This is a genomic window from Enterobacter sp. MEB024 (assembly GCF_030209635.1).
Lineage (GTDB): Bacteria > Pseudomonadota > Gammaproteobacteria > Enterobacterales > Enterobacteriaceae > Enterobacter > Enterobacter ludwigii.
The window spans coordinates 182947-207943 of the sequence record NZ_JARVRQ010000015.1 but is presented as its reverse complement, the minus strand read 5'-3'; the positions used below and the strand labels follow the sequence as shown (position 1 = coordinate 207943).

General features: G+C 56.4%; 19 protein-coding genes and 1 pseudogene. 10 read left to right on the top strand and 10 right to left on the bottom strand.

Annotation, left to right across the window (positions count from 1 at the left end):
• Positions 1-126 precede the first annotated feature (126 nt).
• Positions 127-348 carry a cold shock-like protein CspD gene (gene cspD, locus QRN24_RS20815; RefSeq protein WP_008499993.1) on the top strand — a complete coding sequence of 74 codons (222 nt, stop codon included), beginning with the start codon at positions 127-129 and terminating at the stop codon, positions 346-348.
• A gap of 70 nt (positions 349-418) precedes the next feature.
• Here cspD and macB read toward each other — a convergent pair whose 3' ends face one another.
• Both macB and macA read right to left on the bottom strand, forming a co-directional pair.
• Entirely contained in the window at positions 419-2359 is a 1941-nt protein-coding gene (gene macB / locus QRN24_RS20810) for a macrolide ABC transporter ATP-binding protein/permease MacB (protein WP_020884837.1), read from the bottom strand.
• Positions 2356-3471 carry a macrolide transporter subunit MacA gene (macA, locus tag QRN24_RS20805; RefSeq protein WP_020884838.1) on the bottom strand — a complete coding sequence of 372 codons (1116 nt, stop codon included), beginning with the start codon at positions 3469-3471 and terminating at the stop codon, positions 2356-2358. The genes macB and macA overlap by 4 nt, the downstream gene beginning before the upstream one ends.
• A 159-nt stretch (positions 3472-3630) precedes the next feature.
• Here macA and QRN24_RS20800 point away from each other — a divergent pair, with 159 nt between their 5' ends.
• Positions 3631-4587 carry a VirK/YbjX family protein gene (locus QRN24_RS20800; RefSeq protein ID WP_020884839.1) on the top strand — a complete coding sequence of 319 codons (957 nt, stop codon included), beginning with the start codon at positions 3631-3633 and terminating at the stop codon, positions 4585-4587.
• Here QRN24_RS20800 and QRN24_RS20795 read toward each other — a convergent pair.
• Positions 4584-6242 (bottom strand): ATP-dependent endonuclease, encoded by a 1659-nt coding sequence (locus QRN24_RS20795; RefSeq protein ID WP_014169354.1) that lies wholly within the window; start codon positions 6240-6242, stop codon positions 4584-4586. The genes QRN24_RS20800 and QRN24_RS20795 overlap by 4 nt on opposite strands.
• Positions 6243-6531: 289 nt before the next feature.
• Between QRN24_RS20795 and aqpZ the strand changes: the two genes are divergently transcribed.
• From aqpZ to hcr, 4 genes are all read left to right on the top strand, one after another.
• Positions 6532-7227, top strand: coding sequence for an aquaporin Z (aqpZ, locus tag QRN24_RS20790; RefSeq protein WP_025204573.1), 696 nt, complete (start codon positions 6532-6534; stop codon positions 7225-7227).
• Between the two features lie 166 nt (positions 7228-7393).
• The gene (locus tag QRN24_RS20785) at positions 7394-8293 is read left to right on the top strand and encodes a LysO family transporter (protein WP_284943031.1); all 900 of its coding nucleotides are present in this window, start codon (positions 7394-7396) and stop codon (positions 8291-8293) included.
• Between the two features lie 144 nt (positions 8294-8437).
• On the top strand, positions 8438-10090 hold the full coding sequence (hcp, locus tag QRN24_RS20780; RefSeq protein ID WP_032677785.1) for a hydroxylamine reductase: 1653 nt from the start codon (positions 8438-8440) through the stop codon (positions 10088-10090).
• A gap of 10 nt (positions 10091-10100) precedes the next feature.
• Positions 10101-11069: an NADH oxidoreductase gene (gene hcr / locus QRN24_RS20775; RefSeq protein WP_284943030.1), complete on the top strand. Its 969-nt coding sequence runs from the start codon at positions 10101-10103 to the stop codon at positions 11067-11069.
• 45 nt (positions 11070-11114) lie between these two features.
• Here hcr and QRN24_RS20770 read toward each other — a convergent pair whose 3' ends face one another.
• Entirely contained in the window at positions 11115-11549 is a 435-nt protein-coding gene (locus QRN24_RS20770) for a DoxX family protein (protein WP_014169349.1), read from the bottom strand.
• Between the two features lie 151 nt (positions 11550-11700).
• Here QRN24_RS20770 and poxB point away from each other — a divergent pair, with 151 nt between their 5' ends.
• From poxB to QRN24_RS20750, 4 genes are all read left to right on the top strand, one after another.
• Positions 11701-13419 carry a ubiquinone-dependent pyruvate dehydrogenase gene (gene poxB / locus QRN24_RS20765; protein WP_014169348.1) on the top strand — a complete coding sequence of 573 codons (1719 nt, stop codon included), beginning with the start codon at positions 11701-11703 and terminating at the stop codon, positions 13417-13419.
• Between the two features lie 38 nt (positions 13420-13457).
• The gene (gene ltaE / locus QRN24_RS20760; RefSeq protein WP_277492397.1) at positions 13458-14459 is read left to right on the top strand and encodes a low-specificity L-threonine aldolase; all 1002 of its coding nucleotides are present in this window, start codon (positions 13458-13460) and stop codon (positions 14457-14459) included.
• 10 nt (positions 14460-14469) lie between these two features.
• A complete protein-coding gene (locus QRN24_RS20755; RefSeq protein WP_040017040.1) occupies positions 14470-15909 on the top strand; it encodes an SDR family oxidoreductase in 1440 nt (479 codons plus the stop codon).
• Between the two features lie 89 nt (positions 15910-15998).
• Positions 15999-17012, top strand: coding sequence for a 3-beta-hydroxysteroid dehydrogenase (locus tag QRN24_RS20750; RefSeq protein ID WP_020884845.1), 1014 nt, complete (start codon positions 15999-16001; stop codon positions 17010-17012).
• A gap of 62 nt (positions 17013-17074) precedes the next feature.
• Here the strand turns inward: QRN24_RS20750 and QRN24_RS20745 are convergent, their stop codons facing one another.
• The 6 genes and pseudogenes from QRN24_RS20745 to gspL all read right to left on the bottom strand — a co-directional run bounded on the left by QRN24_RS20745 (position 17075) and on the right by gspL (position 24996).
• Positions 17075-18910 carry a glycoside hydrolase family 19 protein gene (locus QRN24_RS20745; protein WP_277492398.1) on the bottom strand — a complete coding sequence of 612 codons (1836 nt, stop codon included), beginning with the start codon at positions 18908-18910 and terminating at the stop codon, positions 17075-17077.
• A 144-nt stretch (positions 18911-19054) separates the two neighbouring features.
• Positions 19055-19495 (bottom strand): type III secretion system invasion protein IagB, encoded by a 441-nt coding sequence (gene iagB, locus QRN24_RS20740; RefSeq protein WP_014169343.1) that lies wholly within the window; start codon positions 19493-19495, stop codon positions 19055-19057.
• A gap of 137 nt (positions 19496-19632) precedes the next feature.
• Positions 19633-22326: pseudogene (locus tag QRN24_RS20735) on the bottom strand (glycosyl hydrolase family 18 protein).
• A gap of 260 nt (positions 22327-22586) precedes the next feature.
• The gene (locus QRN24_RS20730) at positions 22587-23384 is read right to left on the bottom strand and encodes a prepilin peptidase (protein WP_219372845.1); all 798 of its coding nucleotides are present in this window, start codon (positions 23382-23384) and stop codon (positions 22587-22589) included.
• Positions 23381-23866, bottom strand: a complete 486-nt coding sequence (locus QRN24_RS20725; RefSeq protein ID WP_020884851.1) for a type II secretion system protein M — start codon at positions 23864-23866, stop codon at positions 23381-23383. The genes QRN24_RS20730 and QRN24_RS20725 overlap by 4 nt, the downstream gene beginning before the upstream one ends.
• A complete protein-coding gene (gspL, locus tag QRN24_RS20720) occupies positions 23863-24996 on the bottom strand; it encodes a type II secretion system protein GspL (RefSeq protein WP_219372844.1) in 1134 nt (377 codons plus the stop codon). The genes QRN24_RS20725 and gspL overlap by 4 nt, the downstream gene beginning before the upstream one ends.
• Position 24997: the final 1 nt, after the last annotated feature.

Here is a 24997-nt window from a genome sequence, read left to right as displayed (position 1 = left end):
ACGCTTGACGACTTCTTTCGTTTCTCTAAATTGTACAAGCGTGAGATGGCGAGGTTTTGAACAGCCCCCACTCCACCACCGGTTCATTCCATCTTAACTTATAAGATTTACGAAGGATGTCGAAGCATGGAAATGGGTACTGTTAAGTGGTTCAACAACGCCAAAGGGTTTGGCTTCATCTGCCCCGAAGGCGGCGGCGAGGATATCTTCGCTCACTACTCCACCATTCAGATGGATGGTTACAGAACGCTCAAAGCCGGGCAGTCCGTCCGGTTCGATGTACACCAGGGACCAAAAGGCAATCATGCAAGCCTGATCGTACCCATTGAAGCAGAAACGGTCGCATAGCTCTCTGTTTTATTGTGTACATCCCGCCGTCAAAATGCCAGCCCGATCGGCTGGCATTTTTATTTTCAGCCTATTCGCGAGCCAACGCATCCACAGGATCCAGACGCGCCGCATTGCGGGCAGGCAGCCAGCCAAACAAAATGCCGGTAAAAGTCGAACACAAAAATGCGGTAAGAATGGCCACCGGCGAGAAACCAATCTCCCAGCCGGGTAAAAAAAGCTGCAGAGCAAACGCGATCATCATCGACAGCGCAATGCCCATCGCGCCGCCCACCAGACACACCAGCACCGCTTCAATCAAAAATTGCTGCAGCACATCGCTGGCTCTGGCACCGACGGCCATGCGGATGCCAATCTCCCGGGTACGTTCCGTGACCGATACCAGCATGATATTCATCACCCCGATACCGCCGACCACCAGCGAGATCACCGCCACCAGCGTCAGGAACAGCTGAAGAGTACGTGTGGTCTTTTCCGCCGTTTTCAAGAGACCGTCCATATTCCAGGTGAAGAAATCTTTCTTCCCGTGACGCAACGTCAGCAGCCGTTCCAGCTGTTGCTCGGCCTGCGCGCTGTCGTAGCCCTCCTTCACGCGAACGGTGATGGAGTTCAGCCAGGACTGCCCCATAATCCGCCCGGAGATAGTGGTATAGGGCAGCCAGACGCGCAGGATCTTGCTGCTGCCAAACATCGACTGTTTCTCTTCCGCCACGCCAATCACCGTCGCAGGCATGTTTCCGACCAGGATAACCTCGCCCACCACGTTGGTTTTATTGGGGAAGAGCTGCCGGCGCGAGTTGGCATCAAGCACCACCACCTGCGCCCGGCCCGCTAACTGCTCGGCATTGAAGGTGGCACCTTCGCTGAAGGTCATGCCATAGACGTTAAAGTAATCGCCGCTGACGCCGTTGGCGCTGGCAGCAACGTCAACATTGCCTACCCGCAGACGGAGGTTTTGTGAGACCGCCGGCGTGGCCGAATTCACCCACGGCTGCTTCTGGATAGCCGCCAGATCGTCATACTTCAGCGCCTGCTGATACTGCGGCTCGTCATCGCCAAAATCTTTGCCGGGATAGACATCAATGGTGTTGGTCCCGATGGCCCGAATATCCGCCAGCACCAGCTGTTTGGCCGCGTCGCCCACGACCACAATCGACACCACCGAGGCGATACCAATGATGATGCCCAGCATGGTCAACAGGGTGCGCATTTTATTGGCGGCCATCGCCAGCCAGGCCATGGTCAGCGCCTCACGAAACCCGCTGGAAAATTGTCCCCAGCCGGTTGACGCCGGCAGGACTTCTTTCGGCGCCGCCGCCCGGGCGTGTCGCGCCGGCGGGTTGCTGACCAGCTCTCCGTCGCGGATCTCAATGATGCGCTCGGCCTGTGCAGCCACCTGCGGATCGTGGGTAACGATGATGACCGTATGCCCCTGATCGCGAAGCTGGTGAAGGATCGCCATTACCTCTTCACCCGAATGGCTGTCGAGCGCCCCGGTCGGTTCATCTGCGAGGATCACCTGACCCCCGTTCATCAGCGCGCGTGCGATACTGACACGCTGCTGCTGGCCGCCGGAGAGCTGCGAGGGCTGGTACTCCACCCGCTCCGCCAGCCCCAGACGCGTCAGCAGCATCTGGGCGCGCTCAAGGCGTTTTTTCCGCTCGACGCCGGCATAGACCGCCGGCACTTCGACGTTCTGCGCCGCCGTCAGGTGAGAGAGCAGATGGTAACGCTGGAAGATAAAACCGAAATGTTCCCGCCGCAGTTTAGCCAGCGCGTCACCGTCCAGCGTGGAAACATCCATACCGGCCACCCGATAGGTGCCGCTGGTGGGTCTGTCCAGACAGCCGAGAATATTCATCAGCGTCGATTTACCGGAGCCGGACGCACCGACAATCGCCACCATCTCGCCCGCTTCGACGCGCAGAGTGATCCCCTTCAGCACCTCAACCGGGCCATCACCCGACGGATAGCTGCGACGAATGTCATTCAGCTCAAGCAACGCCGTCATTTAGCGGCTCCGGGCAGGCTTTCGCTGGTAACAACCTCCTCACCCTCTTCCAGCCCTTTGACCACCACCACGTCGGTGTCATTACGTGCACCAATGACCACTTCTCGCTCACGCGTTTCGCCGTTGCGCAGCACTTTCACTTTATAGCGACTCTCGCCGGTGGATTCACCCAGCGCAGAGAGAGGAATGGTGAGCACATTTTTCACGCCGGTAAGCTGAATGTGCACCTGTGCGGTCATGTCCAGACGCAACACGCCCTGCGGGTTAGGTACCTCGAAGCGCGCATAGTAGAAGATGGCATCGTTCACTTTTTCCGGCGTCGGCAGAATGTCTTTTAGCGCGCCTTCATAGCGCGTCTGAGGATCGCCGAGGACGGTGAACCAGGCTTTCTGCCCCGGCTTCAGATGAATAACATCCGCCTCTGAGACCTGGGCTTTCACCAGCATGGTGCTCATGTCCGCCAGGGTCAGAATGTTGGGCGCCTGCTGCGCCGCAATCACCGTTTGCCCCTGCAGCGTGGTAATTTGAGTCACTTCCCCGGCCATGGGCGCCACAATCTGCGTATAGTCGAGGTTGGTTTTGGCCGTATCCAGCGAGGCCTGGTTGCGCTTGATCTGCGCATCGATAGTCCCGATCTGCGCCTGCTTAACCGCCAGCTCGGTGGCAGCCGTGTCTAAATCTTGTTTCGAGATGGCCTGCGTTTTGGCCAGCGCCTGCTGACGCGTTAACGTCACCTGGGCCAGGTTACGCTCAGCCTGCGCCTGTGCACGCTGGGCACGCAGTTCCATGAGCGTGGCTTCCACCTCACGGATCTGGTTTTGCGCCTGCTCAGGATCGATAACGCCCAGCAGCTGGCCTTTTTTCACCTTGTCGCCAATCTCAACCGACAGCGTTTTCAACTGACCGCTTACCTGTGCACCCACGTCAACCTTGCGCAGGGCATCCAGTTTTCCCGTCGCCAGCACGTTTTGCTGCAGCTCGCCCGGACGGACAATCAGTGTTTGATACTGTGGTACAGGGGCATTCAGGATCTGCCATAGCCAGAACCCACCCCCGATAACAATTACCGCCAGCAGCAGAAACCACGTTCTGCGTTTTCCCTTGAGGTTCATAAATATTCCAAATAAATGTTCTGGCAATTATAAACGTTGATTCTATCTAAACGACTCCTCAACGAAACCCCCGCGCACCGAAATCGCCTCAATTTGTTGATGAGTTATTGAAATTTCGCCTGCTGAAATAGAACCCTTCCTTCAGAAGCAGGATCTAACATGTCTTCCATCGTCGATACACTTATTTCTCATCAGCACCAGCCTAAATCCGGCTGGCAGCTCTTCAATAATCTGGCCTTCGGTAAGATCACACCGGGGCTGGCATGGCAAAACCCCGCTTATCGACGTAAATTCATGCTCCGTTCGCTGATGACACCGTTCAGCACCACGCGTCTGCTGTCAGAGCTGGCAAAGCAGCCGCGCCTGATGCAAATGTTGCAGGTGCAACCGGGGCTGCCGTGCCGCCTGCACCGCCCGTGGTTAACGGTGGACATGGATCGCCGACAGGCGCTGGAATCGCTGACCTGGCACTACCAGACCATGACGCGCCAGCTTCCGGCAACGCTGGTCAAGGGTTACCTTTCACCGCAGGGGGCAACCCTGCTGACGCTGACCGGAAAAGACGAACAGCAGTTTACTGTGCGCCTGTGCGCCGACGCCTTCATGGATAAAGAGGGTGAAGCCACCCTCGTCTTTTGTAACCATCAGAATACCGTGCTGGCGGAAATGACCTTCACGCTGTGCCCGTTTGAAGGAAAAACAACGCTGTTCATCGGCGGCCTGCAGGGGGCAAAAGCACACGTTCCACATGAACTGATCCAGGGGGCGACCAAAGCGTGTCACGGCCTGTTCCCGAAACGCCTGCTGGTTGAAACGGCAATGACGCTTGGCGCAGCTTTCCCGGTTGAGCATATTGTCGCGGTGAGTAACGCCACGCATATCTACCGCAGCTGGCGTTACCGCAAGAAAAAAGAGGGAAAATTGCTGGCCGATTATGACAGCTTCTGGCTCTCCCTCGGCGGGCAAAAACAGGATAACGGCCACTTCATGCTGCCGCTCGCCATGCCCCGTAAGCCGATGGACGAGATTGCGAGCAAAAAGCGCGCTGAGTACCGCCGCCGCTATGCGTTACTGGACAGCCTGACGCAACACGTCACGCAGGCGACCCGCGCTTAATCCGCTTTCCCGCGTGCCAGCCACAGCACGCGGGAGAACATCTTGCGCAGCAGCGTCGGCACGGACTCCACGCCACGTCTCCCCGCTTCCGTCGCCACCTCAATCGCTAAATCAGGTTTTGAAGAGCGGTGGATGGCTTTGGCAATCACGCGCCGCATGTTCATTGGCACATCCACCGGCACCATCGCAATCCGGTGGAACACGTCGTCGAACCCCTGACGGTACATAAAGTGCTCCATGTCCATGGCCGGCAGCATGGTTAAGTGGTCGCGCTCTTCTTCGCGCTCATTATTCAGCAGGCCACGCACGGTCGCGGCATATTTTTTCCCCGCTTCGTCACCATCCACCAGCACATGCCATTCAATGCCCATCCGCCGGGCGAATTTGATCAGCGGCTTGATCCCCGACTGGGCAAATTCGATGACCTTGATACCTTCGGCATCAAAATGGTGTCCGCACTGACGCGCCAGTTCGTTGATAACCCAGGTTTCCGTTTCTCCCTCAACCAGCAGCCAGCAGCGGGCGAACAGCGACGACGCACGATTAAAGCGGATGTGGAACGAGATACGACGTCCCTCTTCCGCGTTCATCCCGCCCGGCCCGAGGCGATAGGCGGTGACGCGGGAAGACTCACGTACCAGACGGCAGACGTGCTCAACCGGGGTCAGGGACAATAACTCGCCGGAATTGGTGGTGGTCACGCGCTGCAGCGGCAGCAGATTCAACAGGTGCCACGCCACCGAGAGCATGATCGGGTGCAGGCGCGTTTCCGGGTCTTCCACCAGCAGCAGCGGGCGGGCGTCACGGTCGAGACGAACGGTGCCCTTGGCCTGCAGTAGCGTCGAAAACAGCCCCAGCAAAATCACCCGATGGGTACGGCCACCAGGCCTGTCGATCATCCGGTTAATGATATCGAGGTAACGCCAGCTGCGTTGTTCATCGTGAGAGCGGCGGCGCATCAGACGATGGCGCGACTCCGACGTCCCCTGCTCGGAAAAATAGTGTTCCAGCAGTTGTACCATTGCCGACAACCCCTGGCGGATTTGACCATCGGTCAGATTTTGCGGACGCGCCACCAGCTCTCGCGCCAGGAAATCCAGCTCGCGGGCGGTCACTTCCACTTCCGGCATATTCGGTACGGTGCCGTTGCGGATCCGCCGCATAAAACGCGCATCACGCAGGCGCAACACCGGCATCAGGCGAATCAGGTGGCGAGCCAGGTCGTCGATGTCATCCAGCGGAATAGGGTTGGCTTTCTCATCGAGGAAATCACGCAGGGTTAATACGCCCTCGTTTTCTGCCATCTCACCTTCCAGCCGGTAGAAAATCCGGTGGAAACCGTCGTCGCACGGGACCCAGCAGGGTGATAACGGACGGAAGCGTCGCACACGATGACGCCCCGGCTCGGATTCGCGGAACGTCAAAATAATGTGCAGGTGTTTTTCGCGGCCATTCACATCGCCGGGAGGAAACCAGAAATCATCATGGGCAAAGTGATACAGATCGTCTTCGGGCGAAAGCAGCAGCGTCAGCGCATCCAGCAGGCTGGACTTACCCCACGCGTTCTCACCGATCAGGACGTTGTTCTGCTCAAGCTGCAGCGACAGGCGGTTAATACCGCGGAACCCAACAATTTCCACACGTTCGAGAAGCATAAATCCCCCGCGAGATGATCACTTTTTCCTTTAAGTTATCAGCAGTATAGCGGCAGGAACTTTGACACGACAGCACAACCTTCGTGCTGTAGAGAATTGGTCTATGCTCTATTTACCGTCGATTTGAACAAGGAATGACATCACGTTGCCATAAATCAAATTAACCGAATTAATTTTAGTGGCGAAGGGATGTTTTTGTTTTTAAAATAATGGCTCTTTGAGTCGTCATCCCTTTTTTGACGATATCCCGCACGCAGGAACGCGTGTGAAGTTTATTATTGAGGTGGTTATGTTTAGAAAATTAGCAGCAGAATGCTTTGGTACATTCTGGCTGGTGTTTGGTGGCTGCGGTAGCGCCGTTCTGGCAGCAGCATTTCCGGAATTAGGTATTGGTTTTGTCGGCGTTGCGCTGGCATTCGGTTTAACCGTATTAACCATGGCGTTTGCCGTGGGTCATATTTCCGGTGGTCATTTTAACCCGGCGGTGACATTAGGTTTATGGGCGGGCGGTCGTTTCCCTGCTAAAGAAGTCATTGGTTATATTGTGGCCCAGGTTGTTGGCGGGATTATTGCTGCAGCGGTTCTGTACGTTATTGCCAGCGGTAAAGCCGGCTTTGACGCCGCCGCAAGCGGCTTCGCCTCAAACGGTTTCGGCGAACACTCCCCTGGCGGTTACTCCATGCTCTCTGCCATCGTGATTGAAATTGTGCTGACCGCAGGCTTCCTGCTGGTGATCCACGGCGCAACCGACAAACACGCCCCGGCGGGCTTTGCACCTATTGCCATTGGTCTGGCGCTGACGCTTATCCACCTGATCTCTATTCCGGTCACCAACACCTCCGTAAACCCGGCGCGCAGTACTGCCGTCGCTATTTTCCAGGGCGGTTGGGCGCTTGAGCAGCTGTGGCTGTTCTGGGTAATGCCAATCATCGGCGGTATTCTGGGCGGCGTGCTGTATCGCACCCTGCTGGAAAAACGCGATTAATTGCGTGTGCAGTCGGGTAGCACTTACGCTTACCCGAGCTGCATGACAACACTCAGGCCGGGTCAGGCGTTGCTGCCACCCGGCTTTTTTGTTGCTCCTTTACCTGACAACGTTTATTGGGTAGTGTCTCTGGCGCTTAACAGATACTCACAAGGACCCGTTGTTCATGTTTTCAGGACTCCTCATCATTCTGCTGCCTCTGATTGTGGGCTACCTTATCCCGCTGCATCGCGAATCCACGTTACGGCTTATCAACCGTTTTCTGAGCTGGATTGTCTACGTCATTCTTTTCTTTATGGGGATAAGCCTGGCGTTTCTGGATAATCTGGCCACCAATCTGCTGGCGATCCTGCATTATTCTGTCGTCACCTGCGCCGTTATTTTGCTGTGCAATATTGCCGCACTTTTCTGGCTTGAACGCACTATTCCGTGGAAAAATCACCACCATCAGGAAAAACTGCCGTCACGAATTGCAATGGCGCTAGAATCTTTAAAATTATGCGGCGTCGTGGTGCTGGGTTTTGTTCTTGGGCTTAGCGGATGGAATTTTTTACAGCACGCGACGGAAGCCAGTGAATATACCCTCATTTTCCTGCTGTTCCTTATCGGTATTCAGCTGCGAAATAATGGCATGACGTTGAAACAGATTGTCCTTAATCGCCGTGGAATGATCGTCGCGGTTATCGTCGTCATTAGCTCACTGGTGGCGGGCGTGATTAACGCTTTTATTCTCGGCCTGCCGTTAAAAACCGGTCTGGCAATGGCCTCCGGATTTGGCTGGTATTCCCTTTCCGGTATTCTGCTGAGCGAATCGTTCGGTCCGGTCATCGGGAGCGCCGCCTTCTTTAACGACCTGGCGCGAGAATTAATTGCCATTATGCTGATCCCGGGCCTGGTGCGCCGCAGTCGCTCGACCGCACTGGGTCTGTGTGGCGCCACGTCGATGGACTTTACCCTGCCGGTTCTGCAGCGTTCAGGTGGGCTGGAGATGGTGCCTGCCGCCATCGTACACGGCTTTATTTTGAGCCTGCTGGTTCCCGTTCTGATGGCGTTTTTCTCCGCCTGATACTCCTCTGGCGGTAGACTTTCTGCCGCCAAAATTGCGCTAAATCAATCTCCCTCTATTTTGTAGAAGAAAGCCCTTTTCACCGTTCAGTCACAGGCATAACCTCAAACATGTATATCAAATATAACTTTAACAGGTGTGATTATGTTTTGTGTGCAATGTGAACAAACCATCCGTACCCCGGCAGGCAATGGCTGCTCTTATGCGCAAGGTATGTGCGGCAAAACCGCAGAAACATCAGACCTGCAGGATCTGCTGATTGCCGCCCTGCAAGGCCTTTCCGCATGGGCATTCAAGGCCCGCGAATATGGCATTATTGACCACTATGTAGACAGTTTCGCCCCCCGCGCCTTTTTCTCCACGCTGACTAACGTTAACTTTGATTCCCCGCGCATCGTCGGCTATGCCCGCGAAGCGATTGCGTTGCGTGAAGCGCTCAAAGCGCAGTGCCTGAGCGCCGATGCCAACGCACGGGTAGAAAACCCAATGGCAGACCTGCAGCTGGTGAGCGACGACCTGGGCGAGCTGCAGCGTCAGGCAGCAGAATTCACCCCCAACAAAGATAAAGCGGCGATTGGCGAGAACATTCTCGGCCTGCGTCTGCTCTGCCTGTACGGCCTGAAAGGGGCCGCAGCCTATATGGAACACGCGCACGTTCTGGGCCAGTACGATAACGCTATCTATGCTCAGTACCACAAAATCATGGCGTGGCTGGGTACCTGGCCTGCTGAGATGAATCCGCTGCTCGAATGTTCAATGGAAATCGGCCAGATGAACTTCAACGTGATGCGTATTCTGGATGCCGGTGAAACCCGCACCTACGGCCACCCGACGCCGACGCAGGTTAACGTTAAAGCGACCGAAGGCAAGTGCATCCTGATCTCCGGCCATGACCTGAAAGACCTCTATAACCTGCTGAAGCAGACCGAAGGCACGGGCGTTAACGTCTATACCCACGGCGAAATGCTGCCCGCACACGGCTACCCGGAACTGCGTAAATTTAAACACCTGGTCGGGAACTACGGCAGCGGCTGGCAGAACCAGCAGGTTGAGTTCGCCCGTTTCCCGGGCCCCATCGTGATGACCTCTAACTGCATCATCGACCCCACCGTTGGCGCGTATGACGACCGCATCTGGACCCGCAGCATCGTTGGCTGGCCGGGTGTGAGCCACCTGGAAGGGGATGATTTCGGCCCGGTCATCGCCCAGGCGCAGCAGATGGGTGGCTTCCCGTACAGCGAAATCGAACATCTGATCACCGTCGGCTTTGGTCGCGAAACCCTGCTCGGTGCCGCGGATTCACTGATTGACCTCGTGAGCCGTGAAAAACTGCGCCATATCTTCCTGATTGGCGGCTGTGACGGTGCGCGCGGTGAGCGTAACTACTTCACCGATTTCGCCACCAGCGTACCGGAAGATTGCCTGATCCTGACGCTGGCGTGCGGTAAATACCGTTTCAACAAGCTGGACTTCGGCAACATCGAAGGTTTGCCACGCCTGGTCGATGCGGGTCAGTGTAACGATGCCTACTCTGCCATCATTCTGGCCGTCACGCTGGCGGAAAAACTGGGCTGCGGCGTCAACGATCTGCCGCTGTCGCTGGTGCTCTCCTGGTTTGAACAGAAAGCGATTGTCATCCTGCTGACCCTGCTCTCTCTCGGCGTGACCAACATTGTGACCGGCCCCACCGCACCCGGCTTCCTGACACCGGATCTGCTGGCCGTGCTGAACGAGAAGTTTGGTCTGCGTTCCGTGACCACCGTAGAAGAAGATATGCAGCAGCTGCTGAGCGCGTAAGGAGTTATTCATGACCATGCCAACCTCACAATGTCCGTGGCGGATGCAGGTTCATCACATCCATCAGGAGACGCCGGATGTGTGGACGCTGTCCCTGCTGTGCCATGACTACTATCCGTACCGTGCAGGTCAGTATGCGCTGGTCAGTGTCCGCAACTCAGCGGACACGCTGCGCGCCTACACGATCTCCTCAACGCCGGGCGTGAGCGAGTACATCACGCTCACTATCCGCCGTATCGATGATGGCGCAGGCTCGCAGTGGCTGACCCGGGACGTGAAGCGCGGGGATTACCTCTGGCTGTCGGACGCACACGGGGATTTCACCTGTGACGATAAAGCGGAAGATAAATTCCTGCTGCTGGCCGCCGGGTGCGGCGTCACGCCGATCATGTCAATGCGTCGCTGGCTGGCGAAAAACCGTCCGCAGGCAGATGTTCAGGTGATCTTCAGCGTGCGCTCGCCGGAAGATGTGATCTTTGCCGAAGAGTGGCGTAACTATCCGGTGACGCTGGTGGCGGAACATAACGCAACCCACGGTTTTGTCGCCGGACGTCTGAGCCGTGAACTGCTGCAAAGCGTCCCGGATCTCGCGGAACGTACCGTGATGACCTGTGGGCCGGCGCCGTATATGGATATCGTTGAGCAGGACGTGAAAGCACTGGGCGTGACCCGCTTCTTCAAAGAGCAGTTCTTCACCCCGGTGGCGGAAGCGGCAACCAGCGGAATTACGTTCACCAGACTGCAGCCTGCTCAGACTTTCTTTGGCCGGGTCGGCACCACGCTACTGGACGCGCTGGAAAGCAACAACGTGTCGGTGGTGGCAGCATGCCGTGCTGGCGTGTGTGGCTGCTGCAAGACCAAAGTGGTCTCCGGTGAGTACACCGTGACGAGCACCATGACGCTGACCGAGGCAGAAATCGCCGACGGATACGTACTGGCGTGCTCGTGTCATCCACAGGGCGATCTTGTGCTGGCGTAGCGAATGACGGGGGTAAGCGCTCGCGTTTACCCCCGGTTAGTACGCCTACCGCCAGACCGGCGCTTTCCCCAACGCAAAACGCCCAGCGCCTAAGCATGCTATCGCCAGCGCACCGATAAAGAAGTACACCAGGCTCTCAATCGCCCAGGCACCTACCGCGTCCAGCGCAAAGGTTTCCCCCGTCCCGACCATCAGCCACGCTACAATCATGGTAAACGCCAGCACCAGTGCCGCCGGGCGCGTAAAAAGCCCCACGATAATCAGGACAGGCGCCACCACTTCGCCAATGAGCACGCCGTAGGCGATAAACCCCGGTAATCCTTTTTCCACCAGCATGCCGCTGATGAACCCCACGCCACCCAATAACTTGTGTAAACCGTGAAAAAGCATCAGCCCACCGACGGCAAGTCGTAACAAGAGTTTGCCGGCATCGTCGCACGATAGCTTTTCATTAACAGCAATTAACAATGATTTAACCATTTGAAATGATTCCTGTTTTCATCTGTGTGATGACCAGATTATGCCGAATCATTGCGGGTGAAAAGCACCTTTTAATAAGGGGGAAAGCGCGGCAATACAGTGACTTTCTTCTAAGCTTGTAAGCGATATCACTTAAAGGAGATGGACACCCATGAAACAAACCGTGGCTGCATACATAGCAAAAACCCTCGAGCAGGCAGGCGTAAAGCGCATCTGGGGCGTAACCGGCGACTCCCTGAACGGGCTGAGCGATAGCCTCAATAAGATGAAGACCATTGAATGGATGCCAACCCGTCATGAAGAGGTTGCCGCCTTCGCGGCTGGTGCGGAAGCGCAGGTGACGGGTGAACTGGCCGTCTGCGCCGGATCGTGCGGACCGGGCAACCTTCACTTGATCAACGGCCTGTTTGACTGCCACCGCAATCACGTACCGGTCCTGGCGATTGCCGCGCACATCCCTTCTTCCGAAATCGGCAGCGGCTATTTTCAGGAGACGCATCCTCAGGAGCTGTTCCGTGAATGCAGCCACTATTGCGAATTAGTTTCCTCACCAGAACAAATCCCTCAGGTTCTGGCCATTGCAATGCGCAAAGCCGTGCTTAACCGCGGTGTTTCGGTGGTCGTTATTCCCGGTGACGTGGCGCTGAAGGCCGCGCCTGAAGGTGCCAGTTCGCACTGGTATCACGCCCCACAGCCTGTCATCACACCGGCTGAAGAAGAGCTCAAAAAGCTCGCGCAGCTGCTGCGTTATTCCAGCAATATCGCCCTGATGTGCGGCAGTGGCTGCGCAGGCGCGCACAAAGAGCTGGTGGAATTTGCCGGCAAGTTAAAATCCCCGATTGTTCACGCCCTGCGCGGCAAAGAGCACGTCGAATATGACAATCCGTATGACGTGGGCATGACCGGACTGATCGGTTTTTCCAGCGGTTTCCACACCATGATGAATGCCGACACGCTGATCCTGCTCGGCACCCAGTTCCCGTACCGCGCGTTTTACCCGACGGATGCCAAAATCATTCAGATTGATATTAACCCGGGCAGTATCGGTGCCCACAGCAAAGTCGATATGGCGCTGGTAGGGGACATCAAATCGACCCTCGCCGCCCTGCTGCCGCTGGTGGAAGAAAAAACCGACCGGAAGTTCCTCGACAAAGCCCTCAGTGATTACCGCGATGCACGCAAAGGACTGGACGATCTTGCCAAACCGAGCGACAAAGCCATTCATCCCCAGTATCTGGCGCAGCAAATTAGCCATTTCGCGGACGACGACGCCATCTTTACCTGCGACGTGGGCACCCCGACCGTCTGGGCGGCACGCTATCTGAAGATGAACGGCAAACGCCGTCTGCTGGGGTCGTTCAACCACGGTTCGATGGCCAACGCCATGCCGCAGGCGCTGGGGGCCAAGGCTACCGCACCAGAGCGTCAGGTGGTGGCGATGTGCGGCGACGGCGGGTTCAGCATGCTGATGGGCGATTTCCTGTCGGTTGTGCAGATGAAGCTCCCGCTGAAAATCGTGGTCTTTAACAACAGCGTGCTGGGCTTTGTGGCGATGGAGATGAAGGCAGGTGGCTATCTGACGGACGGCACCGAGCTGCACGACACCAACTTCGCGCGCATCGCTGAAGCCTGCGGCATCACGGGTATTCGCGTAGAGAAAGCCTCAGAAGTCGATGAAGCCCTGCAGCGCGCCTTCTCCATCGACGGTCCGGTACTGGTGGACGTGGTGGTGGCGAAAGAAGAGCTGGCGATCCCACCGCAGATTAAACTCGAGCAGGCCAAAGGATTCAGCCTCTATATGCTGCGCGCCATCATCAGCGGACGCGGTGATGAGGTAATCGAACTGGCAAAAACCAACTGGCTCAGGTAAAACATTTCACATAACCTCTTAAATTAAAGGGATGTGAAATGATTGATTTACGCAGTGATACCGTTACCCGTCCGGGTCGCGCCATGCTCGAAGAGATGATGGCCGCCCCGGTCGGGGACGACGTCTACGGTGACGATCCGACGGTGAATGCGCTGCAGCGTTATGCCGCCGAGCTAAGCGGTAAAGAGGCTGCCCTGTTTCTGCCATCCGGCACCCAGGCCAACCTGGTGGCGTTGCTCAGCCACTGCGAACGCGGTGAAGAGTATATTGCCGGTCAGGGTGCGCACAATTACCTGTACGAAGCAGGCGGTGCGGCGGTACTGGGCAGCATTCAGCCTCAGCCGATAGATGCCGCCCCGGACGGCACCCTGCCCCTCGACAAGGTCGCGGCGAAAATCAAAGTCGATGATGTGCATTTCGCCCGCACCAGGCTGCTCAGTCTGGAAAACACCCACAACGGCAAAGTGCTGCCGCGCGAGTACCTGAAAGCAGCGTGGGAATTCACCCGCGAGCGCAAACTCGGGCTGCACGTGGACGGCGCGCGCATCTTTAACGCCGTGGTGGAGTATGGCTGCGAGCTGAAAGACATCGCGCAGTATTGCGATTCGTTCACTATTTGCCTGTCTAAAGGGCTGGGGACGCCCGTTGGCTCGCTGCTGGTGGGCAATGCGGACTTCATCAAACGCGCGGTCCGCTGGCGTAAGATGACCGGCGGCGGGATGCGCCAGGCCGGTATTCTGGCGGCAGCCGGACTGTACGCCCTGAAAAACAACGTGGCCCGCCTGAAAGACGATCATGAAAACGCCGCGTGGATGGCCGCACAGCTACGCGAGATTGGTGCAGACGTTATGCGCCACGATACCAACATGCTGTTCATTCGCGTGGGCGAAGAGCACGCTGTCGCGCTGGGTGAGTTTATGAAAGCCCGTGGCGTGTTGATCAACGCCTCGCCGGTGGTACGCCTGGTTATGCACTTAGACGTTAATCGTCAGCAGCTGGCAGACGTGGTGAAACACTGGCAGGCGTTTTTACAGCGCTAAGGAGCAGAGCGTGCCGCAACGTATTCTGGTACTCGGTGCCAGTGGGTATATCGGTCAGCATCTCACCACTGCGTTAAGTCAGCAGGGACACCAGGTGCTGGCCGTGGCACGCAACACGGAGCGTCTGCAAAAGCTGCACCTGCCCGGGGTGACCTGTCACAACGTCGATCTCAACTGGCCCACGACGCTGCCGGCGTTACTGGAAGGGGTCGACACGCTTTACTACCTTGTTCACAGCATGGGCGAAGGGGGCGATTTTATCGCCCACGAGCGTCAGGTGGCGATGAACGTTCGCGACGCGCTGTTGCGCACACCGGTGAAGCAGGTGATTTTTTTAAGCTCGCTGCAGGCGCCTGCTAACGAGCAGTCCGATCATCTTCGCGCCCGTCAGCTCACGGCTGAAACCCTGCGCGGCGCCAATATTCCCGTCACCGAACTGCGGGCGGGGATCATCGTCGGGGCCGGCTCCGCCGCGTTCGAAGTGATGCGCGACATGGTGTACAACCTGCCGGTGCTTACCCCGCCGCGCTGGGTGCGATCGCGCACCACGCCGATTGCGCTGGAAAATTTACGCCATTATCTGGTGGCCCTGCTGGACCATCCGGCTGAGCAACACCGTGTGCTTGAGGCTGCCGGCCCGGAAGTGCTGAGCTACCAGCAACAGTTCGAACATTTTATGCGTGTCAGCGGCCGCCGACGCTGGCTGATCCCCATTCCCTTCCCTACCCGCTGGATCTCGGTGTGGTTTTTAACCGTCATTACGTCCGTGCCGCCGACGACCGCAAAAGCGCTGATCCAGGGGCTCAAACACGATCTGCTGGCCGACGATCGCGCGTTGCGTGCGCTGATCCCCCAGACGCTGATCCGTTTCGATGATGCGGTACGCAATACGCTCAAGGAAGAGGAACAGCTGATGAACTCCAGCGACTGGGGCTACGACGCCCAGGCGTTTGCCCGCTGGCGGCCTGAGTACGGTTACTTTCCTAAACAGGCTGGCTGCACGGTGAACACCCCGGCCAGTCTGGCGGACCTGTGGGAGGTGGTGAATCAGATTGGCGGCAAAGAACGCTATTTCTTCGGCAATATCCTCTGGCAAACCCGTGGCGCACTGGATCTGCTGGTAGGACACAGGCTGGCGAAAGGCCGTCCTGCACACCCGTATCTTGCGGTAGGCGATACGGTTGACAGCTGGAAGGTAATTATCGTCGAGCCCGAAAAACAGCTGGCGCTGCTGTTTGGCATGAAAGCGCCCGGTCTGGGACGGTTGTGCTTTACGCTAAAAGACAAAGGCGACCATCGAGAACTGGACGTTCGTGCATGGTGGCACCCGCACGGTATGCCGGGGCTTTTCTACTGGTTGTTAATGATCCCCGCTCACCTGTTTATCTTTCGCGGAATGGCGAAACGTATCGCGCAGTTGGCAGAACAAAAGACGAAAATAACTCAATAAAACTCTTATTCTTTCACCTTTCCCATTGCAACCCGCCGTAATTCACGAAAGAATGCGCACGAAATTCTTTTTCAACACAGTGGATTGATATGAAGGTACTGGTTACCGGGGCGACCAGCGGCTTAGGCCGAAATGCGGTCGAGTTTCTGCGCAACAAAGGCATCAGCGTCAGGGCCACCGGTCGCAACGAAGCGATGGGTAAACTGCTGCAAAAAATGGGCGCAGAGTTTGTCCATGCCGACCTGACGGAGCTGGTCTCCTCTCAGGCCAAGGTGATGCTGGCCGGTATCGATACGCTGTGGCACTGCTCCAGTTTTACCTCCCCGTGGGGCACCCAGGAAGCTTTTGACCTTGCCAACGTGCGCGCCACCCGTCGTCTGGGTGAATGGGCCGTGGCCTGGGGTGTGCGTAACTTTATTCATATCTCCTCCCCGTCTCTCTATTTCGACTATCACCATCACCGCGACGTGCAGGAAGATTTTCGCCCGGCGCGCTTTGCCTGTGAGTTTGCCCGCAGTAAAGCGGCCAGCGAAGAGGTGATCGATCTGCTGGCACAGTCGAACCCGCACACCCGTTTTACCGTATTGCGTCCTCAGAGCCTGTTCGGCCCGCATGACAAAGTGTTTATCCCGCGTCTGGCGCAGATGATGCACCACTACGGCAGCGTGCTGCTGCCCCGCGGTGGCGATGCGATGGTGGATATGACGTACTACGAAAATGCGGTCCACGCCATGTGGCTGGCAAGCCAGCCTGACTGCGATACCCTGATTTCCGGTCGCGCGTACAATATCACCAACGGTGAGCCCTGCACGCTGCGCAGCATCGTGCAAAGGTTGATTGACGAGTTGCAAATTGACTGCCGTATTCGTTCCGTGCCCTACCCGATGCTGGATATGATTGCCCGCAGTATGGAGCGTCTTGGGAGTAAATCGGCGAAAGAGCCTGCGTTGACGCACTACGGTGTCTCAAAGCTCAACTTTGATTTTACGCTGGATATCACCCGCGCAGAGAACGAACTGGGGTATAAGCCGATTGTCTCCCTGGATGAAGGGATTGTGCGTACTGCCGCCTGGCTGCGTGACCACGGTAAATTGCATCGCTAGTTAAGCACGCACATCTCAGAGAGCAGAGACGAAAACGGCAACCCGAAGGTTGCCGTTTTGTTTTACAGCGCCGTCCAGGCGTCTGACCACGCCAGACCCGCGCCTGGCTCGTAGTACGCCGGGGCATTGTTACACCAGCCGCTGTACGGGAACGGTTTGCACTGGAACAGTTTACCGTGGTTATTCACGATATCGCCTGCCTTGTACTTGCTGTTGGCGCTCCACGCGGCGTAAGCACCTGAGGTACCGTCGTTTTCAGACGGCGTCGTGGCTTTCGCTTTAACGTTCAGCAGATAGGAAGTGGTGCTGCTCAGCTCGCCATCGCTCACGGTCAGGCTGACTTCATACTGTTGAGCCGTCGCAGACTCTGGCGCGGTAAAGGTCACCACCGCCTTGTCTTCACCGGTGACCGTCTGGCCATCCTGTGAACGCCAGGTGTAGGTCAGCGTATTGCCGTCCTGGTCAGTGGATCCTTCTGCGCTCAGGGATACCTGCGCGCCCGCTTCCACCGCACCGATTGGGCCCGCAATCTGCGCGACCGGTGCGTGGTTCACCACGGTCGGTTCTGCCGGCGTTTCGTCCGGAACCGGTGCCGGTGCCGGTGCCGGGGTTTCATCTTCCGATGGCGTCGGTGCCGGAGTGACCGGATGCTCGTCCGGCGTCACGGCGGAACCGTCATCGTTGATAATGTTGACGTTATAGAATTTCTTCACGCAGTTCGTGTAGTCACCCTCTTTAAAGGCGCTGAACGGCGTCTGATAACCGACCAGCTGGCAGGAATACGTTTTACCGTCTGGCGTATCGGCACTCCATCCCCAGTCCTGCTCCCAGTAAATCTTCAGCGCACCGGAGCCGCCTTCATCGAACTGCTTCATGTTGGCACAGCCGAGCACTTCATTTGCCGGGACAGGCACTTTCAGGTACTTCGCAAACTCTTTGTAGTACTTGATACGGTTTTCAGACTGGGCAATCTCAGTCGGGCCACCACACTCTACGCCACCGTTAATGATCTGGGTGGTCACGCCGAAGCCCGGAACCAGGCCGTTGGCTTTGTCATGATCGTTTGGCTGCCAGGTGCCGTCGATAACCTGCAGCATGCTCGGTTTCGGCGGCTGCGGGTAGGCGAAGAAGAAGATGGCGCTTGCCAGGTTCAGCCAGGTGTCAGCCACCAGCTCCGGCTTGTCGAGCAGCGTGCGGACAGTGCCGAACATCGCTTCAGAGAACGGACCGTAGTTGTAGTTATAAGACAGCTGTTTTGCCCCACGGCCAAAGTAACTCACGAAATCGCCGTCTTTGTCTTTGCCGCACGGCCAGGTTTGTCCCTGCCAGATATCAGGATTACATTCGCCGTTGTAACCGCCTTTCTGCCCTTCGGTCCAGCCCATTTCGCGAACGTGAACCAGCGCCTGACGCCATTCGGCTTCCGGACGCCAGCTTTCGTGGCCGCCGGTTTCCTGTGCGAAGTGGGCAAACATGGTGGCCAGCTCTTTACGGCAGATGGCGTCGCTGTCACGGCCGTCGTTGTAGGTCTTACACAGCGCCGGGAATTTGCCCACCGCTTTCAGGAAGTTACTGTAGGTGTAGGACTGCGCTCGCATCGGGAAAAGGTATTCCCAGTCGCTGGCCTTCACAATGCCTTCAACGCGTTTAACGTTATCCGGGTTCGCTGCACGGCCTGGCTCAATCAGCTCAACCTGGGCATTATCCAGCGTACGAATGGTGTCTTTAACCGACGCCATCAGTGGAAAGTTAGTCAGTTCCTGTTCTTTCTTCGCCAGATCGCTGGCTTTCAGGGTGAACGGCTCGCTGGTGGTTGCCTGCAGCGTCGCAGCCTGTGCCATGAAAGGCGCAATGCATGCACCCGCAACGAGCACGCTCAGTAAGGTCCTTTTGGTCATTTCAACTCATCCTATATATAGCAACAAGGGTTAATGCAATCACGGTTTATGTATTATTCCCTTAATAAATAAACCAAAGAGTGCGGTAATTTTTCATTTTCTGAAGCGCACCTATGGGTACGCTTCAAAAAACAAAAAGCAGAATTAATAAGAGGAGCGAGGTTTTATCTCCTGATATTTCGCCCAGACCTTGCGGGCATAATTCATACGCTTTGAATAATTCTCTTTTTTCACTCCCGCGTTATAAGCCCCGACGGCTTCCCAGTTATAGCCATATACGTTGATCATCGTCGACAGTATTGATGCGCCCACCATAATGGAGGTGCAGGGCTCGGTCACAAGCCGGTTCTCGTCAATGCCCTGGCGCTGCAGTTCGCTGAAATGCGTGCTGTTAATCTGCATTAATCCCACATCCCGCGAGCCATCCTGATTCCACCCCACGGCATTCGGATTCATACCGGATTCCACCTGCGCAATGGCATATAATAAATACGGATCGACATGATAATAATGCGCAGCTTTATCCCAGCAATTTGCTGTCGCACTCTGACTTAAAATAAGCAATAACAATAAAAAGCGTTTCATCTCATTACCTGTTTATTTACTGACGATCCTTCTCCTTGCGCACGCTGTCTTATTCCGGAAGGGGTTGACCACACCCGAAACGGGGTGTGGTCAACGATTGCAGGCGATATCAAACCCGCAACCTCAGGCTAAGAAGGTTATTTGCAGTCTGCTGACGCGCCTTCTTTCACCCATACATCGCTGTTACCTGGTTTATCACCACGGGTCCACCATTTCGCACGGTAGACATACCCCTGGTAGGTGGTCGTATCGCCACCGTTGTAAACCACATCTGAACGCCAGTTCATTTTCACCTGGCTGACCAGCTCCCACGCATCCGCGTCAAAGCCAGGTTTATTGCCCTGTGTCCAGTACTTCGCTTTCCACACCAGGTTGTCGGCGCTCACGGTGTCACCACTGTTGTAGATTTTGCTCGCACTCCAGGCCGGGTACTGGCTGGCATTGGCATCAACAGGTGCATCACAGCTGCCGGTGGCAGAGCCTTCATCAGAAGGTGGCGTGACCTCATCGGCTGGTGGTGTCACCTCGTCAGATGGCGGCGTGACCTCATCGGCTGCTTTTGGCGTGACAATAACCTGCACGTTCGATTGAACGCTGGTTTTACCGTCGCTGACCACCACGCTCAGGGTGTAGGTGGAATCGGAAGCGACAGCCGGTGCGGTGATATTCACGTTCGCGGTGTCAGTACCGGTTGCGTTCATGTCCGCCGGCACGCTCCAGGCATAGGTCAGCGCGTCACCATCCGGATCGGCTGCCTGCGCATGCAGGGCATAGGTTTCACCCGCCTGCAGCGTGATGCTTTCCATCGGGTTGACCACCGGTGCCTAGTTCGCTTTAGGTGCTTTGTTCACGACCTGAACGTCAATGGCGTTCGTCAGACCTTTCGCATCTTTCACCGTCAGGCGGAAGGAGAGCGTCTGGTTCTGAGTCACTGCCGCCGCGCCGAAGGAGGCTTTGGCTTTCGTGCTGTTGGTAAGGGTCACGGCTGGACCGGAAATCTGGGTCCACTTATAGGTAATGGCGTCGCCGTCCGGATCGCCAGACGCAGAGCCATCGAGGGTGACGGTAACAGGCCCGGTCACGGTCTGATCGGCAGCCGCAGCGATCGGCGCATGGTTGGTGACAACGGGATCAACCGGCGTTGAACCGCCGCCCAACAGGCTTTCGTTCATCGCATTGAGGATGTCGCCATTGTCCGAGTCGATGGACCAGGAGAACAGACCGCCCAGGTTTTTCGCCAGCACATACTTACCTTTTGCCGTGGTAGAACGCGCGTCTTCATAGGTAATCAGATCGCCGGTGGCTTTATTGAACAGATACGGCGCTTCTGCCGCGGCATCGTATTTGTATTCCCAGCCTGGCTTGCCTTTGTACTCGTTCGCAATCTGACGGTAGTCAACCACGCCCGGTTCCCAGGTGCCTTTGACCGCGCCCGTTGCCGTACCGGTGAACGGATTGTCGCCGGTGTAGCCATGAACGCCAGTCCAGCCGCGACCGTACATGCCCGCGCCCACAACAATCTTGCCCGGCTGCACGCCCTGCTCCAGCAGCGCGTTCACGCCGTTTTCAGTGGTGTAGTTGGTGTCCGGTTTCCACTCCGCGCCGTGCAACGCCGCCTGGTGGCCGAGATCAGTGTTGCTCCAGCCGCCGTAGAAGTCGTAGCTCATCAGGAAGATGTGGTCGAGGTACTGCTGCGCCGTGGTGTAATCCACGTCTTCAATTTTGTCTTTACCGGAACCAATGGCGGTGGTCAGTTCGTACGTACGGCCCGTTTCTGCTGACAGCTCGTTCAGCATCGCGCGCAGATCGTGCATCACCGCGGTATAGGTGGCTTTGTCCTGAGCAGGGTTGCCAAGATTTTCCGACACGCCACCACCCCCCGGGAATTCCCAGTCAATATCGACCCCGTCGAAGAATTTCCAGGTTTTCAGGAACTCTTTCACGGAAGAGACGAAGCGCGCGCGGATCGCGGAATCATGCATCTGGAAGAATGGATCGGACATCGTCCAGCCGCCAATGGAAGGCAGCACTTTCAGATCCGGATGGGCTTTTTTCAGCGCCATCAACTGACCAAAGTTACCTTTGTAGGGGTCGTCCCAGTTGGTCACGCCGGCCTGCGGTTTTTGCAATGCCGCCCACGGATCGTGAATGGCCACGGTGTAATCCTGACGGCCCGCACAGGCGCGCTGCAGCGCGGCGAAGCTGTTGCCGTTCTCAACCGTTTTTAATCCGTCGTTGATGCCATCACCGCCACAGATCGGAATGAAACCGTACAAAATGTGGTTCAGGTTCGCCGCAGGGATTTTATCCACCGGGAACTCACGCCCATAGACGCCCCACTCAGGGAAATAGGCACCCACCACTTTGTCCGTATGTTTAGAGAAAGTTTTGTTATTTTCCTTCAGGGTGGTGTTCAGCGGCAGCAGATGGCTCCCGTCCGTGTCCGCCACGATGATCAGTTTGCTGGCACTTTTAGAACACCCGCTGGCGTTACAGAGTTCAACCTGCTCCTGATAGCGTCCGCCCTTTTTCACTTTGAAGGTGGCTGACCCGGAGGCGCTTGCGGCGCCACTCCACACGGCCTGACCATCCAGAAGCACTTTTGCCGAGGTTGGCGCATCGCCGCTCCAGACGTTCCACTCAACTTTCACATCCGCGCCATCATGGACTTTCACAAGGCTGTTATAGTCTTGCGCTGCCTGGTCAACTTCAACAATCGCAAACTTATCATTGCCACTGCTGAGGGTTGGCGTACCTGGCGCCGCCGCGAAGGCAGAGCTGGACGCCGCTGCAACGAAAAGCGCCAGATATTTAGGCTTCATAAATTTCATTTTTATTTCCTGATAAATTTATTTGTAAACGTTAATGACCCATGTCTTCCTTTAAAACATGGAATAGTTTTTTACAGACTTTGAATTTCAACTTAAGCAATAATCGTTAACCGCTATTTCTGTGGCGCGCTGTATTCCTCCATTAAAAGATACAAGCTCGAATTCTGTGAAGCTTATGTCTTTAACGATACGCTGAATAAATACTGTATTCCTTTCATTCCCCAATCGAAAAAATCACTAAAAAAACTTGACCGGTGTATTCAGAATGTGGAACAGGCAACCTGATAAACAAAAACCGTCATGCCGGCAAAAGCTAAATAAGGACCGAAAGAAATAATGCGGTTATTTTTATTCGCATGTCTTGTCGCGAAATATCCGACAATACCGCTTAACGCGGCAATCAATTCCAGGGTGGGCAGTGCCTGCCAGCCGCACCAGGCGCCTAACGCCGCCAGAAGTTTAAAATCGCCATAGCCTAATCCTTCTCGTCCGGTAAGCAGACGAAATACCCAGTAAAGAGACCAGAGCGAAAGGTAGCCAGCCACCGCCCCGACCAGCGCATCCTTAAGCGGCAGCGTGTGGTCAACGAGGTGTAACAACAGTCCTGCCCACAGCAACGGCTGGGTCAGACAGTCAGGGAGCAACTGATGCTGCCAGTCAATCATCGCCAGCGGCAGCAGAAACGCGGCCAGCAACCACAGTGAGAACAACGCCGGTTCGCCCGGAATGCACAAGGCGGTGAGGCCAAAAAAGAGCGCGGTGACGAGTTCGAGCATCAATAAGCGCAGCGGGATGGCCGTGCCGCACTGCCTGCAGCGCCCGCGCAATACTAGCCAGCTGACCAGCGGGATATTCTCCCAGGCCGCGAGATCATGCTGGCACACCGGGCAGTGAGAGGCCGGAAACAGCAAGTTGCCCGTGCCTTCCTCCTCCATCACCATGCCCGGCACGCGCTCGGCGACAACCCCCAGAAAACTGCCCACCATGCTGCCCAGGATCGCACTCATCACCGGGAACCCCACCGGGTAGATTTCCCGCATCAGCGCAACGGTGTTCATGCGGTTTTGCGCCAGGTGAGCTGCACTTCTGCTTTCACATCACTGAGGTGATCGACCGGCGTAAGGTTCATTTTTTGCAGCCTGACGCCGGAGGTCTGGTTGATTTCCCGCAGCCAGTTTTTTAATTCATACACATTTACGCGGTTCACCACGAACGATAAGGTTTGCCCGTCCTGACGCACCTCCGTCAGGGAAAGGTTAATTTCATGAGCGCTGTTCTCCACCACCGTGCGCGGGTTATCCGTTTTAATGATCATCACCGGAAGGTGGTGTTTATCTATTTCTCTGCGCATCCAGTTCAGCGTCTCTTTTTGTCGGGTCAGCGTTGATTTGCTATTTTGAATCATATTATCCAGTGGCATCATGCCCGCGTAATAAACAGCCGCGGCCAGGAGGGCAACGGCACCGGTTTTTAAAATATATTTCTCCCGGATGCTGTATTGTTGATAACGCGACGTAAGCTTCGTGATTCGCTCTTTCATTTATATTTCCCTGCGATCATGGCGGTATAAGGTGCAGTGGTCGAAACAGGCTGTAGGGTGAAATCAAAATGCTCCCCTGTTTTCTCCACAAACGACTGCAGCGCGGCCTGGCTTTGCGCACTGACGCTCAGGGTCAGCGCATTTTGTTGCGCATCGTACTCAAGCAGGGAGATCTCAAGTGCGGGTACGGCCAGTCTGGCTTTCTCAAGATCATCCAGCTGCAGGAATATCCCTTTGTGCTGCTTTTTCATGTTTTGACCAAAGTGGTATTTGATATTGGTCTGCTGGCGCATGCTGGGAAAATGGTGCTGATAAACCTGAACGATCTCCTGCTGAACCCGATTTTCCTGCTGTACCAGCATCCAGGCCATCGCGATCCGCGGGCCCAGCAACAGCCCGAGAGACAGCAGGCCCGCCGCCGCCATCGCGATTTTTATTCCTTTAGACGCGCTGCCTTTTCCTGCCTTCGGGCTGAATTCACCGTGCAGGAGGGTGACCCGACAGGATTGCCACTGTGGCTGGATCAGCACCAGCGGATGCTGCCACGGTTGCAGAAGATCCACCCCGACACCGGCTGGCGGTTCGCCGTAACAGCACACGTCACCGTCTGGGGTTTTTTGCATCAGCAGCGGCAGCAGGCTGGCCTCCATTTCGCTGGCGACATGGGGCGACAGGCGCAGCCAGTAGCGGTCATCCAGGGCAACCAGCGTGCTTCCTCCTGCCGTCACCGGCAGCAGCCAGGCATCCGGCAGCACCTGAATCACCTTCAAACCGGCCTCCTGGCAACGGGCTAACCACCCGCGCAGAAGATCGGTATCAATCGCCACCGCGTCAACGTCGGCCCCCTTTTTGTGAAGCACCGTCCAGTGAAGGTTATCCACCTCGCCAATGAGCGTCTCTTCCGCCAGCCACGAGAACGCCGCCGTCTGAGAGGCAACTTTTTTCGGCAACGTAAAATGGCGGAAGATCATGTTGCCCGCGGGCAACAGTAAACAGACCCGGGCCGCGAGAGGATGGTCTGCCAGCGCGTCAAGGCGCTCCACAACGTCAACCTGCTGGCTGCCGGAAGCACACCACATTATTTTCCCGCCCTCACGGCTGTCGGGACGAACAAAAAGTACCTGTTTCATA

What these genes read in the sequence shown, in the direction of transcription:
- macB (WP_020884837.1), bottom strand. Translation starts at nt 2,359, where the DNA reads ATGACGGCGTTGCTTGAGCTGAATGACATTCGTCGCAGCTATCCGTCG.
- QRN24_RS20750 (WP_020884845.1), top strand. Translation starts at nt 15,999, where the DNA reads ATGAAGGTACTGGTTACCGGGGCGACCAGCGGCTTAGGCCGAAATGCG.
- aqpZ (WP_025204573.1), top strand. Translation starts at nt 6,532, where the DNA reads ATGTTTAGAAAATTAGCAGCAGAATGCTTTGGTACATTCTGGCTGGTG.
- hcr (WP_284943030.1), top strand. Translation starts at nt 10,101, where the DNA reads ATGACCATGCCAACCTCACAATGTCCGTGGCGGATGCAGGTTCATCAC.
- QRN24_RS20730 (WP_219372845.1), bottom strand. Translation starts at nt 23,384, where the DNA reads ATGAACACCGTTGCGCTGATGCGGGAAATCTACCCGGTGGGGTTCCCG.
- gspL (WP_219372844.1), bottom strand. Translation starts at nt 24,996, where the DNA reads ATGAAACAGGTACTTTTTGTTCGTCCCGACAGCCGTGAGGGCGGGAAA.
- QRN24_RS20770 (WP_014169349.1), bottom strand. Translation starts at nt 11,549, where the DNA reads ATGGTTAAATCATTGTTAATTGCTGTTAATGAAAAGCTATCGTGCGAC.
- QRN24_RS20725 (WP_020884851.1), bottom strand. Translation starts at nt 23,866, where the DNA reads ATGAAAGAGCGAATCACGAAGCTTACGTCGCGTTATCAACAATACAGC.
- cspD (WP_008499993.1), top strand. Translation starts at nt 127, where the DNA reads ATGGAAATGGGTACTGTTAAGTGGTTCAACAACGCCAAAGGGTTTGGC.
- QRN24_RS20745 (WP_277492398.1), bottom strand. Translation starts at nt 18,910, where the DNA reads ATGACCAAAAGGACCTTACTGAGCGTGCTCGTTGCGGGTGCATGCATT.
- QRN24_RS20795 (WP_014169354.1), bottom strand. Translation starts at nt 6,242, where the DNA reads ATGCTTCTCGAACGTGTGGAAATTGTTGGGTTCCGCGGTATTAACCGC.
- ltaE (WP_277492397.1), top strand. Translation starts at nt 13,458, where the DNA reads ATGATTGATTTACGCAGTGATACCGTTACCCGTCCGGGTCGCGCCATG.
- iagB (WP_014169343.1), bottom strand. Translation starts at nt 19,495, where the DNA reads ATGAAACGCTTTTTATTGTTATTGCTTATTTTAAGTCAGAGTGCGACA.
- QRN24_RS20800 (WP_020884839.1), top strand. Translation starts at nt 3,631, where the DNA reads ATGTCTTCCATCGTCGATACACTTATTTCTCATCAGCACCAGCCTAAA.
- QRN24_RS20785 (WP_284943031.1), top strand. Translation starts at nt 7,394, where the DNA reads ATGTTTTCAGGACTCCTCATCATTCTGCTGCCTCTGATTGTGGGCTAC.
- macA (WP_020884838.1), bottom strand. Translation starts at nt 3,471, where the DNA reads ATGAACCTCAAGGGAAAACGCAGAACGTGGTTTCTGCTGCTGGCGGTA.
- hcp (WP_032677785.1), top strand. Translation starts at nt 8,438, where the DNA reads ATGTTTTGTGTGCAATGTGAACAAACCATCCGTACCCCGGCAGGCAAT.
- poxB (WP_014169348.1), top strand. Translation starts at nt 11,701, where the DNA reads ATGAAACAAACCGTGGCTGCATACATAGCAAAAACCCTCGAGCAGGCA.